This window comes from Pseudomonas azotoformans, assembly GCF_001579805.1.
Lineage (GTDB): Bacteria > Pseudomonadota > Gammaproteobacteria > Pseudomonadales > Pseudomonadaceae > Aquipseudomonas > Aquipseudomonas azotoformans_A.
Genome location: NZ_CP014546.1, coordinates 3,268,648 through 3,284,218, shown reverse-complemented (window position 1 = coordinate 3,284,218; position 15,571 = coordinate 3,268,648). Strand labels below are relative to the sequence as shown.

At 59.3% G+C, this 15,571-nt stretch carries 15 protein-coding genes and 1 pseudogene; 10 read left to right on the top strand and 6 right to left on the bottom strand.

The genetic code is table 11. The features are described from left to right. The first annotated feature begins 17 nt into the window (after positions 1 to 17). A complete protein-coding gene (locus AYR47_RS15300; RefSeq protein ID WP_061435752.1) occupies positions 18 to 950 on the top strand; it encodes a proline iminopeptidase-family hydrolase in 933 nt (310 codons plus the stop codon). A 40-nt stretch (positions 951 to 990) separates the two neighbouring features. On the opposite strand, the gene AYR47_RS15295 is transcribed toward AYR47_RS15300, so the two are convergent. Continuing rightward, positions 991 to 2,493, bottom strand: coding sequence for a nucleobase:cation symporter-2 family protein (locus tag AYR47_RS15295; protein ID WP_033902832.1), 1,503 nt, complete (start codon positions 2,491 to 2,493; stop codon positions 991 to 993). A gap of 158 nt (positions 2,494 to 2,651) precedes the next feature. Between AYR47_RS15295 and AYR47_RS15290 the strand changes: the two genes are divergently transcribed. Then, positions 2,652 to 3,485: a nucleoside-binding protein gene (locus AYR47_RS15290; protein WP_061435751.1), complete on the top strand. Its 834-nt coding sequence runs from the start codon at positions 2,652 to 2,654 to the stop codon at positions 3,483 to 3,485. Here AYR47_RS15290 and punC read toward each other — a convergent pair. Next, positions 3,482 to 4,667, bottom strand: a pseudogene (punC, locus tag AYR47_RS15285) (purine nucleoside transporter PunC). The gene AYR47_RS15290 and the pseudogene punC overlap by 4 nt on opposite strands. Positions 4,668 to 4,789: 122 nt before the next feature. Here punC and punR point away from each other — a divergent pair. Then, a complete protein-coding gene (punR, locus tag AYR47_RS15280; RefSeq protein WP_061435750.1) occupies positions 4,790 to 5,713 on the top strand; it encodes a DNA-binding transcriptional activator PunR in 924 nt (307 codons plus the stop codon). Here the strand turns inward: punR and AYR47_RS15275 are convergent. Beyond that, entirely contained in the window at positions 5,694 to 6,863 is a 1,170-nt protein-coding gene (locus tag AYR47_RS15275; protein ID WP_033902541.1) for an aspartate aminotransferase family protein, read from the bottom strand. The genes punR and AYR47_RS15275 overlap by 20 nt on opposite strands. Before the next feature lie 102 nt (positions 6,864 to 6,965). Between AYR47_RS15275 and AYR47_RS15270 the strand changes: the two genes are divergently transcribed. Then, the gene (locus AYR47_RS15270; protein ID WP_061435749.1) at positions 6,966 to 7,871 is read left to right on the top strand and encodes a LysR family transcriptional regulator; all 906 of its coding nucleotides are present in this window, start codon (positions 6,966 to 6,968) and stop codon (positions 7,869 to 7,871) included. Here AYR47_RS15270 and AYR47_RS15265 read toward each other — a convergent pair. After that, positions 7,868 to 8,491 carry an HAD family hydrolase gene (locus AYR47_RS15265; protein WP_033902543.1) on the bottom strand — a complete coding sequence of 208 codons (624 nt, stop codon included), beginning with the start codon at positions 8,489 to 8,491 and terminating at the stop codon, positions 7,868 to 7,870. The genes AYR47_RS15270 and AYR47_RS15265 overlap by 4 nt on opposite strands. A 294-nt stretch (positions 8,492 to 8,785) precedes the next feature. Here AYR47_RS15265 and AYR47_RS15260 point away from each other — a divergent pair, with 294 nt between their 5' ends. After that, on the top strand, positions 8,786 to 10,009 hold the full coding sequence (locus tag AYR47_RS15260; protein WP_033902544.1) for an anthrax toxin-like adenylyl cyclase domain-containing protein: 1,224 nt from the start codon (positions 8,786 to 8,788) through the stop codon (positions 10,007 to 10,009). 62 nt (positions 10,010 to 10,071) lie between these two features. Here AYR47_RS15260 and fabV read toward each other — a convergent pair whose 3' ends face one another. After that, positions 10,072 to 11,265 (bottom strand): enoyl-ACP reductase FabV, encoded by a 1,194-nt coding sequence (fabV, locus tag AYR47_RS15255; protein ID WP_033902545.1) that lies wholly within the window; start codon positions 11,263 to 11,265, stop codon positions 10,072 to 10,074. A 308-nt stretch (positions 11,266 to 11,573) separates the two neighbouring features. Here fabV and AYR47_RS15250 point away from each other — a divergent pair, with 308 nt between their 5' ends. After that, positions 11,574 to 12,398: an aspartyl/asparaginyl beta-hydroxylase domain-containing protein gene (locus tag AYR47_RS15250; RefSeq protein ID WP_061435747.1), complete on the top strand. Its 825-nt coding sequence runs from the start codon at positions 11,574 to 11,576 to the stop codon at positions 12,396 to 12,398. Between the two features lie 150 nt (positions 12,399 to 12,548). Next, positions 12,549 to 13,922 (top strand): nucleotide 5'-monophosphate nucleosidase PpnN, encoded by a 1,374-nt coding sequence (ppnN, locus tag AYR47_RS15245; protein WP_025856956.1) that lies wholly within the window; start codon positions 12,549 to 12,551, stop codon positions 13,920 to 13,922. Position 13,923: 1 nt separating this feature from the next. Here the strand turns inward: ppnN and AYR47_RS15240 are convergent, their stop codons facing one another. Next, positions 13,924 to 14,316: a RidA family protein gene (locus AYR47_RS15240; RefSeq protein ID WP_033902547.1), complete on the bottom strand. Its 393-nt coding sequence runs from the start codon at positions 14,314 to 14,316 to the stop codon at positions 13,924 to 13,926. Positions 14,317 to 14,471: 155 nt separating this feature from the next. Here AYR47_RS15240 and AYR47_RS15235 point away from each other — a divergent pair, with 155 nt between their 5' ends. The 3 genes from AYR47_RS15235 to AYR47_RS15225 all read left to right on the top strand — a co-directional run bounded on the left by AYR47_RS15235 (position 14,472) and on the right by AYR47_RS15225 (position 15,568). Next, on the top strand, positions 14,472 to 14,729 hold the full coding sequence (locus tag AYR47_RS15235; protein ID WP_033902548.1) for an AbrB/MazE/SpoVT family DNA-binding domain-containing protein: 258 nt from the start codon (positions 14,472 to 14,474) through the stop codon (positions 14,727 to 14,729). Further along, on the top strand, positions 14,726 to 15,121 hold the full coding sequence (locus tag AYR47_RS15230) for a PIN domain-containing protein (RefSeq protein WP_033902549.1): 396 nt from the start codon (positions 14,726 to 14,728) through the stop codon (positions 15,119 to 15,121). The genes AYR47_RS15235 and AYR47_RS15230 overlap by 4 nt, the downstream gene beginning before the upstream one ends. A gap of 72 nt (positions 15,122 to 15,193) precedes the next feature. Next, on the top strand, positions 15,194 to 15,568 hold the full coding sequence (locus AYR47_RS15225; protein WP_370590802.1) for a hypothetical protein: 375 nt from the start codon (positions 15,194 to 15,196) through the stop codon (positions 15,566 to 15,568). The last annotated feature ends 3 nt before the right edge of the window (positions 15,569 to 15,571 follow it).

Below are 15,571 nucleotides of genomic sequence, written 5' to 3'. Positions count from 1 at the left end.
TCAGAGCAGGGTACGAAATGGAATTCATCGAAAAAATCCGCGAAGGGTATGCGGCGTTTGGCGCTTACCAAACCTGGTACCGCGTCACCGGTGACTTGTCGAGCGGCCGCACTCCCCTGGTGGTTATCCACGGCGGCCCCGGATGCACCCACGATTATGTCGACGCCTTCAAGGACGTCGCCGCCAGCGGCCATGCCGTGATCCACTACGATCAGCTGGGCAACGGCCGCTCCACTCATCTCCCCGAAAAAGACCCGTCATTCTGGACCGTGGGCCTGTTCCTCGAAGAACTCAACAACCTGCTGGACCACCTGCAGATCAGCGATAACTACGCGATCCTCGGCCAATCCTGGGGCGGCATGCTCGGCAGTGAACACGCAATCCTGCAGCCCAAGGGCCTGCGCGCCTTTATCCCCGCCAACTCGCCGACGTGCATGCGCACCTGGGTCAGCGAAGCCAACCGACTGCGCAAATTGTTGCCGGAAGGTGTGCATGAAACCCTGCTCAAACACGAAGCCGCCGGCACTTACCAGGACCCGGAATACCTCGCTGCATCACGGGTGTTTTATGACCAGCACGTGTGCCGAGTCATCCCGTGGCCGGAGGAAGTAGCGCGCACATTTGCCGCAGTCGATGCAGACCCGACGGTGTACCACGCCATGAGCGGCCCGACCGAATTCCATGTGATCGGCAGCTTGAAAGACTGGAAGTCCACGGGCCGTCTGTCGGCGATCAATGTGCCGACGCTGGTGATCTCCGGCCGACACGACGAGGCCACGCCGCTGGTGGTCAAGCCGTTCCTGGATGAAATCGCCGATGTGCGATGGGCGCTGTTTGAAGACTCCAGCCACATGCCCCATGTGGAAGAACGCCAGGCGTGCATGGGGACTGTGGTGAAGTTTTTGGATGAGGTGTGTTCAGCGAAGTACAACGTACTCAAGGCTGGCTGAATCAGTATGGGGGCTGGCAGGTCAGCCCCCCTTACTTACTTCAGACCTCGGTAGCCTCAGCTTTGGTTGCCCTTTTCGGGGCATCCGGCACCAGCGGAATCTCCCGCCCTTCGGCATCAAACAACTTGCCGCCTTTGAAGTAATCCCCATCGCGCAGTTCCGACACATCACGGAAGCACAGGCTACGCTCGGTCCCCGCCACAAACACCGACTGCTGGTCTGAGTTACCGGCGGTGAAGTGGTTGAATGCCAGGTTCAGCAGGATCGCCATGATCGCCGACGAACTGATGCCCGAATGGAAAATGGTCGCGAACCAGGTCGGGAAGTGATCATAGAAGCTCGGTGCCGCAATCGGAATCATGCCAAAACCGATGGAAGTGGCCACGATGATCAGGTTCATGTTGTTGCGGTAATCCACCTTCGACAGCGTGCGGATGCCACTGGCCGCCACGGTACCGAACAGCACAATCCCGGCCCCGCCCAACACGGAAGTCGGCACCGCCGCGATCACCCTGCCCATGAAGGGCAACAAGCCGAGAATTACCAGGAACAGCCCGCCCGTGGCTACCACAAAGCGGCTCTTGACCCCGGTCACCGCCACCAGGCCGACGTTCTGGGCGAAGGCGCTTTGGGTAAATGAGCCGAAGATCGGCGCAAACATGCTCGACAGCATATCGGCGCGCAGGCCGTTGCCCAGGCGTTTCGAATCGACCTTGGTGTCGATGATCTCGCCCACCGCCAGGATGTCCGCCGAGGTTTCGACCAGGGTCACCATCACCACGATGCACATGGAAATGATCGCGGCGACATGGAAGGTTGGCATGCCGAAATGGAATGGCGTAGGGAAACCGAACATCGGACCCTGGGTCACGCCGGAGAAGTCGGCCATGCCAAGGAATACCGCAATCACCGTGCCGATGACCATCGCCAGCAAAATCGACAGACGCGAGATGGTCGCGCTGCCGATCTTGCTCAGCAGCAACACCAGCACCAGGGTCAGCGCCGCCAGGCCGATGTTGGACATGCTGCCAAAATCCGCCGCGCGACTGTTGCCGCCCATGGCCCAGCGCGCCGCAACGGGCATCAGGGTCAGGCCGATGGTCGTGATCACGATGCCCGTCACCAGCGGCGGGAAGAACTTAGTGATCCGTGAAAACACCGGGGTTATCAGCAACCCGATAAACGACGCGGCCATCACCGCCCCGAGAATCGCCGGCACCCCGCCGGCGCCATCACTGCCGACAATCGCCACCATGGTTGCCACACCGGCAAACGACACGCCCTGCACCAGCGGCAACTGACAGCCAAAAAACGGCAGACCCAAGGTCTGTAACAACGTGGCCAAGCCACCGGCAAACAGCGACGCGGCGATCAGCAGGCCGATATCCGCCGGGGACAACCCGGCCGCCTGGCCGACAATCAGGGGCACCGCAACAATGCCGCCATACATCGTGAGCACATGTTGCAGGCCGTAAGCCATGTTGGCGGCGACGCCGAGATTCTCATCTTCTGGCCGCTGCGGTGACGCCTTCGGGATAGTCATGGTGAGGGGTTCTCTGTTTTTGTTGTGCGGCCACTGTATGCAATGTTTGGACTGGATGTCCATAGAGTTGTATACAATCAATCGAACAAGTTACCCTCCATCGGCGTTACAAAAACAATCCGGCCGTGATGAGCCAGAACGCCAAAGGACCCAGAACAATGAAAAAGGCACTACAGGGCGCAACCGTCGCAATCACCCTGCTCGGCGGCGGGGAGGCCGTCGCAGTGGAATGGATGAACAACAGCGTAGGATTTCGCTACGGCCAGCAGTTCACCAATCCGAATAACCCCGACGAATTCAGCAAGCGCATCTACAGCTTCACCCACGCCAGCGGCTACCAGTACGGCAGCAATTTCCTCAACCTCGATGTGTTCCTGTCCGACAGCCGTGACCCGCGCAAGGGGACTGATCATGGCGGGAGTGAGGTGTACGCGGTGTACCGCCACCAACTGTATGCGTCGCGGGTGTTCGATGTGCCGTTGGGCACCGGCCTGGTCAAGGATTACGCGCTGACCCTGGGTTTTGACGCCAACCGTAACAACAACTTCGCCTCAGCCAAGAAACGCGCACTGGTGATTGGCCCGACACTGAAGTTCAACACCGTCGGCGTTCTCGACCTGAGCCTGATGTACTACAAGGAAAGGAACCACACCGGCATCCCCGGCGCGAAGGAGTCGAACCACACGTTTGACGACACCTACATGCTCAACCTGACGTGGATGCGCCCCTTCGAAATCGCCAACCATGCGGCGAAATTCCAGGGTTTCATCAATTACGTCGGGGAAAAAGGCGAGGACTACCACGGGCGCGATACCGCGCCCGAGGCCCTGATGCGCACCGCGCTGATGGTGGCGGTGCGACCGGGCAAAAGCGTCAAGCCAAACCTCTACCTGGGGGTGGGCTACGAGTATTGGCATAACAAGTTCGGCGTGGATGGCGGCCGGGGTAGCCGCACATCGACGCCGACGGTGAACCTGGAAGTGACGTTCTAGGCGGTCGCCAGTTCCGAATCACCGGCTTTCGGCCGCGCCAGCCAGTAACCCAACACCGCCAGTGGCGCGGTCGCCAGCATCACGATCACGGTGATCAGCAGCGGTTGCTCGATCATCGACGACACCAGCAGGCTGCTGAGGAAACACAGGCCCAGTTGCAGGGTGTTTTGCAATGCCGCCGCCTTGCCGGAATTTTCCGCAAACGGCATCAGCGCATTCGCCACGACGATGGGGTAACTGGCACCGTTGACCAGCGCCATCAGGCAGAATGGAATCAGCAACGTGGTGAGGGTCGGCACCGTCAGCGTGGCAACCAAGTACAACGCCAGCATGCTGATGCAATATGCCAGCAACAACCAGGGCAACAGCGTCTTGCCCTGGAAGTGCTGCAAGGCGCTGCGGCAACTGTAGCCACCGACCAGGAAGGCCAATGTCGGCAATACGTAGCTCAGGCCAATATCATTCGGGCTGTAGCCCATGTCGCCCAGGATGAAGGGCGAAGCCGTCAGCCAGGCGAAGAAACTGGCCGAGCAGGCGGCGAAGATCATGACGTTGCCGGTAAACACGCGAGACGTCAGTAACTGCCCATAACCGAGGTGCGAACGCTCACCCGCCTCTGCCGGACGTTTCGCCGTGGTGCGCAGAGACAATGTCGGTAGCAGCAACAGCAATGAGACGCCCAGCAATACGCCAAAGATCGCCTGCCAACCCAAGTGATTCAGCACCATCGCGCCCAGCAAAGGCGCCAACGCTGGCGACAACGACATCAGCGGCATAATGCTGGCGAACACACGATGAGCCTTGTCGGCCCGGGTAGCGGTCGATCACCAACGCCTGCCAACTGACGGCGGCGGAACACACGCCAATCGCCTGGACAAAACGCAGCGCCAGCAACTGCGGGGCGGTCTCGACCCAGAACATCCCCGCGCAGCCCAGTACAAACAGGCTCAAACCGGCGAGCAGGACGGGCTTGCGCCCCAGGCGGTCGGACAATGGCCCCCACAACAACTGCCCCACCGCAAAGCCGGCGAGGAAAATACTCAAGCTGGCGCCTACCGCGCCTGCGCCTATCTGCAACTGTTCGCCCATGGCGCCGAATGCCGGCAAGTACATGTCCATGGCGAGGTAACCGAGCATGCTCAGCCCGGCCAGATACCAAGTGAAACCGAAAGAATTTTTCATTGAAGCCTTGTTAATCCTGCCATCAAACTATTTGCTGACTGGCGCCCATTATGAAGCTGACAGTTTCTGTGTGAAGCGATAATAATTGGACACTCTTATCAATAAATTTGAAGGCAGCTACCATGTGGTCAGAATATTCCCTGGATGTGGTCGATGCCGTGGCGCGCCATGGCAGTTTCAGCGCCGCCGCTCAGGAACTGCATCGCGTGCCGTCAGCCGTCAGCTATACCGTGCGCCAGCTGGAAGAATGGTTGGCAGTGCCGCTATTTGTGCGGCGCCACCGGGATGTGGAACTGACGCCCGCTGGCCGCCTGTTTATCGACGAAGCCCGTGGCGTGATGAAAAAAATGCTCGGCACCCGACGCCTATGCCAGCAGGTCGCCAACGGCTGGAGCGGCCAGTTGAAGGTGGCCGTGGATTCCATCGTCAAACCTCAGCGCTGTCGGCAGTTGGTGCTGGACTTCTATCGACAATTTCCTGAGGTCGAGCTGTTGCTGGAGTACGAGGTGTACAACGGCGTATGGGATGCCCTGGCCGATGAACGCACCGACATCGTGATCGGCGCGACCAGCGCCGTGCCGGTGGCCAGTCACTTCACTTTCCGCGACATGGGCTTGTTGAACTGGCTGTGCGTGGTCAGCGCGCGACACCCGCTGGCCAGCGTCGAAGGGTTACTGAGTGACGATCAACTGCGCCCTTTCGCCTCGCTGTGCATGACCGACACCTCGCGCAACCTGCCCAAGCGCGACACGTGGACATTGGATAACCAGCGACGCCTGGTGGTGCCCAATTGGGCGTCTGCCATCGATTGCCTGCGCGACGGCCTGTGCGTCGGCATGGCGCCGGCGCATCAAGTGTTGCCGTGGGTCGAGCGCGGTGAGTTGGTGGCACTGCAATTGAGCCGGCCGTTTCCGGCCAGCCCGTCGTGTGTGGCCTGGGCGCAGAACAAGCTGTCCCCGGCCATGGCCTGGCTGTTGGAATACCTGGGCGATACCGAGACCCTGAACCAGGAATGGCTCAACGGCCCTACGCCAGCAACCGAGTAATGGCCCGCACGATCATCTCGACCTCCTTGGCATCCAAGGTCAGCGGCGGCAGCAAGCGAATGATTTTGCCCCGCGTGACGTTGATCAGCAGCCCGTGTTCCTGAGCGGCGCGCTGAGCCAGGTCCCGATAAGGGCTGGCCAACTCAATACCAATCATCAGCCCCTGGCCACGAATCGCCAGGACCTGCGGATGTTCACTCAACTCCACGCGCAACCGCGCCAGCAGGCGCTCGCCCTGTTGCGCGGCGTTCTGTAGCAAACCTTGCTCCTCGATGATGTCCAGCACGGTGCACCCCACACGACACGCCAACGGGTTGCCACCAAAGGTGCTGCCATGACTGCCCGGCGTGAACAGTTGGGCCACCGCGGACCGAGCCAGGCACGCGCCGATCGGCACACCATTGCCCAGGCCTTTGGCCAGGGTCATCACGTCCGGGACGATGCCTTCATGCTGGAAGGCGAACCAGGTGCCAGTGCGGCCGATGCCGGTCTGGATTTCGTCCAGCATCATCAGCCAGCCATGGCCTGTGCAGTGGTCGCGCAGGGCTCGCAGGTAACCCGGTGGTGCAGGCAGTACGCCACTTTCCCCCTGGATCGGCTCCAGCAGCACCGCTGCAATGCGCGGGCCAAATGCCTTTGTGATCGCTTCCAATGCCGCCAGATCACCAAAGCGCACCTTGAGAAAATCCCCCGGCAACCGCTGGAAGCCCAGCCGCACCGAGGGGCCATCGCTCGCGGCCATGGTGCCGAGGGTACGGCCATGAAAGGCGTTCTCCATCACCACCACCAACGGCTCTTCGATGCCCTTTTTCCAGCCATGCAGGCGCGCCAGCTTGAGCGCTGTCTCATTGGCTTCAGCACCGGAATTATTGAAGAAGGCGCGGTCCAGGCCTGACAACTGAGAGAGGCGCTGGGCCAGCCGTTGTTGCCAGTCGATGCTGTAGAGGTTGGAGGTGTGCAGCAAGAGCCCAGCCTGCTCGCTGATCGCCGTCACCAGCCGGGGGTGCGAATGGCCGACATTGGTCACTGCCACGCCGGCGACCGCGTCCAGGTATTCGCGGCCCTGCTGGTCCCAGAGTCGCGTGCCCAGGCCGCGCGTGAAGCTCAGTGCCAAGGGTTGATAAGTGGTCATCAGGCAGGCGGCGGTCATGGTGCGGGCTCCAGTGCATCGTAGTGATGGCTGCAGTATCGTTAGCCACCTCGGCTGGATAAACTGCACATTCCTGCAATGACTTTAAATCAAGGCTTGATAATGGATCTATTCCAGGCAATGTCGGTGTACGTGAAGGTGGTCGAGACCGGCAGCATGACGGCCGCAGCCCAGGCCTGTGGGATGTCCACCACCATGGTCGGCAACCATCTGCGTGCCTTGGAGCAGCGCCTGGGCGTGAGCCTGCTCAAACGCACCACGCGCAAACAAAGCCTCACGGAATTCGGCGGGCAGTATTACCAGCGCTGTCTGGAAGTGCTGGGGTTGGTGGCCGACTCCGAACAGCTCGCCGAGCAAGCCCACAGCGATATCCCCAAAGGCAATCTGCGCATCACTGCGCCCCCCGTGTTCGGCACCGAACGCCTGACACCGGCCTTGAGCGAATTTTCCCGGCGCTACCCACTGATCAACCTGTACGTGGTGCTGAGCAATGAGCGGATGGACTTGGTCGACAGCGGCTTCGACGTGGCGATCCGTCTTGGTGAACTGGAAACCTCCAGCCTGATCGCCCGGCCAATGCAGGACTACACCCTCACACTCTGCGCGTCACCTGAATACCTGGCACGACGGGGCACGCCGCAAACGCCCGATGAGCTGCAGCACCACGACTGCCTGGCGTTTGCCTACCCGGCAAGTGACAACTGGCGCGACGCCGACAAACTGTGGCGAATGACCGGCCAGGGCGGCGAGGTGGAGGTCCCGGTGTCCGGCTCATTGACCATCAACAGCTCGCAAGGCTTACGCCAGGCGGCCGTCAACGGCATGGGCATCATCATGCTGGCCGACGCCCTGGTACAACCGGACCTGGAAAGCGGCAAGCTGGTGGCCTTGCTCACTGCCTATCGACTCCCCAGCCGCCCCATGCACCTACTCTACGGCCAGGACCGTTATCGCCTGCCCAAACTGCGCGCCTTCGTGGATTTCGCCATGGAAAAGTGGGCGCGCTAGAAGCTCACGCCCAACGCTCGCAATTGCGCGGCGGTACCTTCGGCCGACACGTGGTGGATCCCCTGCCAGCCGAGGGCGATGGCCGCCTCGATATTGCCGGCAACATCATCGATAAATACCACTTCAGAGGGCTGGATGTCCGGCAGGTGGCCGCGTACCTGACTGAGACTGGCGTCGTAGATTGCCGCATCAGGCTTGATCAGTTTCAGCTCGCCAGACACCACGATATCGCGAAAGCACTGCAGGAAAGGGTAGTTGGCCCGCGCATAAGGAAAGGTTTCCGCCGACCAGTTGGTGAGCCCAAACAACGGCATATCGGCTTGGTGCAGCGCCTTGAGGATCGCCACGCCTTCCGTCAATGGGCCACGCAGCATTTCGTGCCAACGGTCGTAATAGGCCTGGATCAGTCGTTCATGATCTGGGTGCTGCTCGATCAGGCTGCGGGTACCTTCGGCCAAGGAGCGACCAGCGTCCTGCTCGGTGTTCCAGGCCTGGGTGCAGATATTCTCGAGAAACCATTGCCGCTCGTGATCATCGGCAATCAGCTTGCGGTACAGGTGCTGCGGGCTCCAGTCGAACAGGACACCGCCGAAGTCAAAAACCACTGCACGAATTGTCATACGCTCCTCCCATTCATTTGCGCGACAGTTTCCCATGCTGATCGCACCCAGCCGCGAGTCAACACGCGTAGGATCGCTCTGATAATTTCACCGCTCAAACGCAACAAACACCTAGGCAGCATCACGTTTGCGCACCGGAACGACCCACCTCCCATTACGCTTCATACAAGCCGTCATACTTTTTCCTCCCCGCCGAAGAATGGCTTCTTTAATGTCTCCCGTGCAATCGAAGGAATACTGGGGTCTGGAAGGGATCATCCAACATGCCAATAAAACATGATTTGGAGATGCACCATGATAGGCGTACTGAGTTCAGCCCAGATATCGCGTCAGCTTGGCTTGAATGCTTTGCAAGGCTCTCCACCGCGTCAGTCGACGGCCACTGCACCAGAGGCAAACGACTCGGTAAGGATCGCATTCGAGCGCACCAGGAAACAAACGGGAATAGTCCCGAGCCACCTTGTCCCTTTGCAGGAAATTGCGGCGCAGACCAACTCCATCATCGGCGTGCGTCCAGTCGAAACCGTCGCCATCGGGTTGATAGAAGCCGGCCACCCCACCAAGAACTTTCATATCAAGGGAAAAAGTGCCAACTGGGGACCGCAGGCCGGCCTGATCTGCACGGATCAAGCCTTCAGCAAGCTTGAGAAATTCAAGCACGAAGCCCCCGAGAAACTGAACCGCGCCAATGAGCAAGTCGCGGACTGCATCCGCAAAAACGATGCAGTCGCCATCCCTCTGGAAATCTCACAAAATCGCCTCGGTGAATTGATGAGACTCGGCCACATCGTTGAACTGGCACCCACAGAGAAGGACGGCATACTGAGTTTCAGCTCCAAGGGGCCTAGCCAGCAGGTGTATGCATTCGAAGGCAAACGCACGTCGCCCTCAGCAGATAACTACTTGATCAGCCATGAGGGCAAGCCTCTTGAAGTGCTAGCGGAGCACACGGGGGGCAAGGCATTGACGGCCGACTATGACCTGCACATGGTGGCGCCCCACCTCAGCGACTACGGCGCTGAAGACAAGCTGCCGGTGCCCGATGTCGCGCACAGCGTTTTGACGCAAAGGGTTGATAGCTACAGACAGCATCATTCAGACCCCAAGGCTTACCAAGTACCGATGGCGTTGAGTGCAGACTATGAAAGCCCCCTTCACTTCTATGAAAAGGAAGACAAACATCTGGGCAACGCCTCACCGCGAATAAAGCAAATGATTGATTTGATTAATCATCGGTTGGTCGGCAATGGCGAGAAGGTGGTCCACCACAACGCGGACTCCGGCAGCCCGGCAACAGATGTCGCCGCCAACTACCCGGCAACGTTCTTCCTACCGACCAAGCTGGGGCGGTTCGATGAAATCTGCATGATCCACGACAGCAAAGAAATGGCGGAATTGGTCAAGACAGCCAAAGACAGCGGCTATCACGTGCCCCTGAATCCGCTGTGGGAGAAAGAGGTGGTGAGTATCAAGCGCACTGGTTTTAGCAAGGCCCTTCGAGTGTTCAACCAAGGCTGAACGCGCGTTGGGGAAGAACAAAACAGCAGCCTCATAATCGAGACTGCTGTCTATTCCATCACTTAAGCCGAGATGAGACCGTTGATCTTCACGGTCGGATTCACGTCAGCCTCGTAGTCCACACCGTCGATTTCAAAGCCGAACAAACGCAGGAATTCAGCCTTGTAGCCGGCAAAATCGCTGATCTCGTTGACGTTGTCGTCGGTGACCTGATTCCACAGTGCCGCCACGGCGTCCTGGACCTTCGGCTCCAGCTCGGCCAGGTCAGCACGCAAGCGGCCATCGGCGTCGAGTTTCGGCTGGCTGCCGTACAGGCTGTCCTTGAACAGGCCGTAGACCTGTTCGATGCAACCTTCGTGGGTGCCCTGCTCTTTCATCACTTTGAACAGCAGCGACAGGTACAGCGGCATGATTGGAATGGCCGAGCTGGCCTGGGTGACCACGGCCTTGAGCACCGACACACGGGCGTCGCCCTTGAGTGCCGCGAGGTTGTCGCGCAGGGTCAGGACTTTCTTGTCCAAGTCTTTCTTGGCTTCGCCGATGGAGCCGTTCCAGTAGATGTCCTGGGTCAGCTTCTCGCCAAGATAGGTGAAGGCGGTGGTTTTCGCGCCTTCGGCCAAAACGTCGGCGTCACGCAGGGCGTCGATCCACAGCTGCCAGTCTTCGCCGCCCATCACTTTGACGGTGCCGTCGATTTCTTCCTGGGTTGCAGGCTCAAGCGTGGTGTCGACCACAACGCCCTTGTCGGTATTGATACCGCGCAGGGTCACAGCCTTGCCGATCGGCTTGAGGGTGGAGTTGTGCACCACGCCTTGCGGGTCGGTACGGCGTGGCGCGGCCAGGCTGTAGACCACCAGATCGATCTTGCCCAGGTCTTTCTTGATGGTTTCGATGGTCAGGCGCTTGATCTCGTCGGAGAACGCGTCGCCGTTGATGCTCTTGGCGTACAGGCCTTTCTCGACGGCAAACTTCTCGAACGCAGCGCTGTTGTACCAGCCGGCGGAGCTCAGCTTGCCTTCTTCGCCTTCTTTCTCAAAAAACACGCCCAGGGTGTCGGCGCCGCAGCCAAAGGCAGCACTGATGCGCGCGGCCAGGCCGTAGCCGGTGGAAGCGCCGAGGACTAGCACCTTTTTCGGGCCGCCTTCGATGACGCCGTGTTGAGTCACGTAGTCGATCTGCTCTTTGACGTTCGCTTCACAGCCAACAGGGTGAGCGGTCACACAGATAAAGCCACGAACCCGCGGTTTGATGATCATAAAATTTCTGCCTCTTCCAAGGTGCCGAAGGCCAGTGGTGGCCATTCAACTTCAATCGTACCGGTCTATGACGTCCAAAAAACCGAAGCGTCACGATAGTCGCAAATCTTCTGTTTACAAAATCCAATCCACTCAGCGCTGATCCGGTTAAAAACTGTGTAGCGCCTTCACAATTTTGCAATATTTAAAACGCCTCTCCAGCGCCGAACGCCTTATCATGTCGTAGTTGTTTCAACATGTTTCACCCCTTCCCACTCGCAGCCACGGATCCGGACCTGTCGAATGGCGTCCAGCTGGAGCTGAGTTTCATGAGCAAGTCTGCCTTACGCAAAAAAGCCGTGTCGGTCGCCTGGGTACTCGGCGTCCTGTTGATTATTTGCCTGATCCCCCTGACGACTACGGTGTTTCTCAGCCTGGTCGTGGTCTGCGGGATCTATGATTTCCTGCGCAACGGCCTGTATGACCGTGACACTTTCAAGAAATATTTTATCGGCAGTGGCCGCAACACTTGGCTGCTGGCGCCGTTCAACACCCTGTTCGACCTGTTCAGCTCGCCTAACCGCCACGTCTACACAATGGCCGACCTGCCACCGGCCTGGCGTGAAGACCTGCAACAGGTCATCGACGATGCCATGGCGCACAAGGACCAAATCATTGGCTATCTCGAAGAACGCATGGCCGAGAAGAAGCGTGGCATGTTGTTTTTCCAGTGGTATGGCCAACCCATCGAGACCACCCTCGACATCCCGGAACTGCGCAAAAAACTACCGTTCGTGAAGACCATCGGCGTGTCGGTATTCAATGAAAACCGCTCCACCTCCTTCCACTTCGGCCCCCTGCGCATGATGTTCCGCGTGCTCTACAACATGGCGCCAGCACCTCATCACGAAGGCGTCTACATCCAGGTCGGCAAGCACAAGCATTACTGGCACGACGACCCGCTGTTTATCTTCGATGACACCCTGATGCACGCGTCTTTCAACAAAAATGATGCCAAGCGTTACTGCCTGTTTATCGACATCGTGCGGCCGACACCGGTGCCGATGGTTCTTAACGCTGTGATCGCTGGGTTTGCCGGGATGGCCTTTACCCTGCGTCGGGTTTTCTACAAAAACTGGAAGCTGATTCAGTGAGTTCTGCGGCATGATGGTGCTGGACGGGGTTTGCGCTCGGCCTTGCGCCTGAGGTAAATATCCGTCTCGTGCGACCGAATTCGGCGCCCATCATTCTCAAGCCATCGCAGCCCCCTGTGGGTGCGGTGGCTGCGCTTTCAAGGAATCAGAATGCCCCAACGTCAAGTCATCAATGCCTCCGTCAGCCCCAAGGGCAGCCTCGAAACCCTGTCCCAACGTGAAGTCCAGCAACTGAGCGAAGCCGGCACCGGCAGCATCTACACCCTGTTCCGCCAGTGCGCCCTGGCGATCCTCAACACCGGCGCACACATCGACAACGCCAAGACCATCCTTGACGCCTACAAAGACTTCGAAGTGCGCATCCACCAGCAAGACCGTGGCGTGCGCCTGGAACTGCTGAATGCCCCGGCCGATGCCTTCGTCGACGGTGAAATGATCGCCAGCACCCGTGAAATGCTGTTCAGTGCACTGCGCGACATCGTCTACACCGAGAACGAGCTGGACAGCCAGCGCATCGACCTGAGCAATTCCCAGGGCATCACCGACTATGTGTTCCACCTGCTGCGCAACGCCCGTACGCTGCGCCCCGGTGTCGAGCCGAAGATCGTGGTGTGCTGGGGTGGGCACTCGATCAACACCGAAGAATACAAATACACCAAGAAGGTCGGCCATGAACTGGGCCTGCGCAGCCTCGACGTGTGCACGGGCTGCGGCCCCGGCGTAATGAAAGGCCCTATGAAAGGCGCGACCATTTCCCACGCCAAGCAACGCATTACCGGCGGGCGCTACCTGGGCCTGACCGAGCCTGGCATCATCGCTGCCGAAGCGCCGAACCCGATCGTCAATGAGCTGGTGATCCTGCCAGACATCGAAAAACGCCTGGAAGCCTTCGTACGTGTGGGCCACGGCATCATCATCTTCCCAGGCGGTGCCGGCACAGCCGAAGAGTTCCTGTACCTGCTGGGCATCCTGATGCATCCGGACAACCGCGACCTGCCGTTCCCGGTCATCCTCACTGGGCCGAAACACGCAGCGCCGTACCTGCAGCAGTTGCACGCGTTCGTCGGCGCCACCTTGGGCGAAGCGGCCCAGGCGCACTACCAGATCATCATCGACGACCCCGCCGAAGTGGCGCGCCAGATGACCGCCGGCCTCAAGGCCGTGAAGCAGTTCCGTCGCGAGCGCAACGACGCGTTCCACTTCAACTGGCTGCTGAAGATCGACGAAGGCTTCCAGCGCCCGTTCGACCCGACCCACGAGAACATGGCCAGCCTGCAACTGAGCCACGCGCTGCCACCCCACGAACTCGCCGCCAACCTGCGCCGTGCGTTCTCGGGGATCGTAGCGGGTAACGTGAAGGACAAGGGCATCCGCCTGATCGAGCAGAACGGCCCCTACGAGATCCACGGTGACCCGGCCATCATGAAACCGCTGGACGAGCTGCTACAGGCGTTTGTCGCCCAGCACCGCATGAAGCTGCCGGGCGGCGCAGCGTATGTGCCGTGCTATCGCGTGGTTCAGTAAGCTAGCGCTGCACTGCCACGCATTTGATTTCCACCAGCAGGCCGGGGTGTGCCAGTTCGGACACTCCGATGGTGGTCCAGGCGCAATGCCCGCGTGGGAACAGGCGGTTTTTCACGTCACGGAAAACCGCCATGTGCTGGCTCATGTTGACGTGGTAGGTGGTCATGTCCACCACGTCGTCGAACGTACAGTCACCCTCCTCCAGGACCTGCCTCAAGTTCTCCCAGGCTGCGACGAATTGCGCCTCTGGATCGTCAATCACAGCCAATGCCTCCGTGCGTCCGACCTGTCCTGCGCAGTACAACGTCTTGCCGACCTTGACGGCGGGCACGTAACCAGCACGTTCGACAATGGGGCGCATGGCAGCAGGGATAATGAGCTGGCGATCGGTCATATGTTGTATCTCTTTGCGGGTGTTTTCGGACGTGCCCGAGGCATAACTCGGGCTATCTTTTTACCTGTTCCGATCAACTCACACCAGAAGAGCAACCTATGGACCAACGGATCTTGTCCTCCATAATTCCTTACCCTAAGGTAAGGAGCATCACGATGGAGATCTTCACTATGGCCACCGCCACGCTTACTTCAAAAGGGCAAATCACCATTCCCGTCCAGGTCAGAACTGCCCTGGGCCTGGAGACAGGCGATCGCGTTGAATTTGTCGAAATGGAAGACGGCAAATTTTCCATGATTGCCGCCAGCAAAACCGTACATGATCTCAAAGGCCTGATCCAAAAGCCCGCCAAGGCCGTCTCGCTGGATGAAATGAACCGTGCCATCGCGGCACAAGGGGCGAAAGCGAGATGATCGGGCTGGATACCAATGTGCTGGTGCGCTATGTCACCCAGGACGATCCCGTGCAATCGCCCAAGGCATCTGAGTTGATTGAGTCGCTCACCGCCTTTGCACCGGGCTTTGTCAGCCTGGTGTCCGTGGTGGAATTGGTATGGGTTCTACAAAGTTGTTATCAGTCTGCCAAGGGTGATGTCGTGACCGTGCTCGAAACGCTGCTACGCACCCGAGAACTGACCATCGAACACGCCGAGATCATCTGGCAGGCACTGCGACGATTCACCGCCAGCACAGCCGATTTCGCGGACTGCCTGATAGAACGCTGTGCTCATGCTGCAGGCTGCGAATATACCGCCACCTTTGATTTGAACGCTGCGAAGGCCGCGGGGATGAAACGACTGATCTGAGCCTTTGCCGTTGCGACGCCCACCAGGCTTTGGTAAAAGTCGCGTTCAACCCCCATCGAGAGAAAGACCTACGTGCGCACGCTTCTTCTCGCTACCTTGACGATGGCGTCCGGCACGGTGATCGCCGAATCGATCACCTGGCCCGACCTGCCAAAGACCTGCTTCGTCAGTGGTCGCTCCGCCACCAGCCTGGACGTCGACGCGGGCTGTGCAGCCTTCCTGATCAACGTGAAAGGCCAGGCCGCAGGCACGCCGATCAAGCTGGATATTCCGCAGTACGCCCTGCACGTCGACGAAGCCACCGGCAAAGAAACCCCGGTGATCCTCATCCAGGCAGAAGAGAACGGCGAAATCAAAGCCGTCGGCTACAAGGAACTGGGCACCGATCAACTCGGCGCCGCGCTATTGCGTGAAGTTCGGCTTCTGGGCACGACGAAGCCGATCTGACCA

Coding starts and splice junctions, on each gene's coding strand:
- AYR47_RS15260 (WP_033902544.1), top strand. CDS start 8,786: ATGATAGGCGTACTGAGTTCAGCCCAGATATCGCGTCAGCTTGGCTTG.
- AYR47_RS15250 (WP_061435747.1), top strand. CDS start 11,574: ATGAGCAAGTCTGCCTTACGCAAAAAAGCCGTGTCGGTCGCCTGGGTA.
- AYR47_RS15300 (WP_061435752.1), top strand. CDS start 18: ATGGAATTCATCGAAAAAATCCGCGAAGGGTATGCGGCGTTTGGCGCT.
- AYR47_RS15295 (WP_033902832.1), bottom strand. CDS start 2,493: ATGACTATCCCGAAGGCGTCACCGCAGCGGCCAGAAGATGAGAATCTC.
- AYR47_RS15235 (WP_033902548.1), top strand. CDS start 14,472: ATGGAGATCTTCACTATGGCCACCGCCACGCTTACTTCAAAAGGGCAA.
- ppnN (WP_025856956.1), top strand. CDS start 12,549: ATGCCCCAACGTCAAGTCATCAATGCCTCCGTCAGCCCCAAGGGCAGC.
- AYR47_RS15270 (WP_061435749.1), top strand. CDS start 6,966: ATGGATCTATTCCAGGCAATGTCGGTGTACGTGAAGGTGGTCGAGACC.
- AYR47_RS15290 (WP_061435751.1), top strand. CDS start 2,652: ATGAAAAAGGCACTACAGGGCGCAACCGTCGCAATCACCCTGCTCGGC.
- AYR47_RS15240 (WP_033902547.1), bottom strand. CDS start 14,316: ATGACCGATCGCCAGCTCATTATCCCTGCTGCCATGCGCCCCATTGTC.
- punR (WP_061435750.1), top strand. CDS start 4,790: ATGTGGTCAGAATATTCCCTGGATGTGGTCGATGCCGTGGCGCGCCAT.
- AYR47_RS15265 (WP_033902543.1), bottom strand. CDS start 8,491: ATGACAATTCGTGCAGTGGTTTTTGACTTCGGCGGTGTCCTGTTCGAC.
- AYR47_RS15230 (WP_033902549.1), top strand. CDS start 14,726: ATGATCGGGCTGGATACCAATGTGCTGGTGCGCTATGTCACCCAGGAC.
- fabV (WP_033902545.1), bottom strand. CDS start 11,265: ATGATCATCAAACCGCGGGTTCGTGGCTTTATCTGTGTGACCGCTCAC.
- AYR47_RS15275 (WP_033902541.1), bottom strand. CDS start 6,863: ATGACCGCCGCCTGCCTGATGACCACTTATCAACCCTTGGCACTGAGC.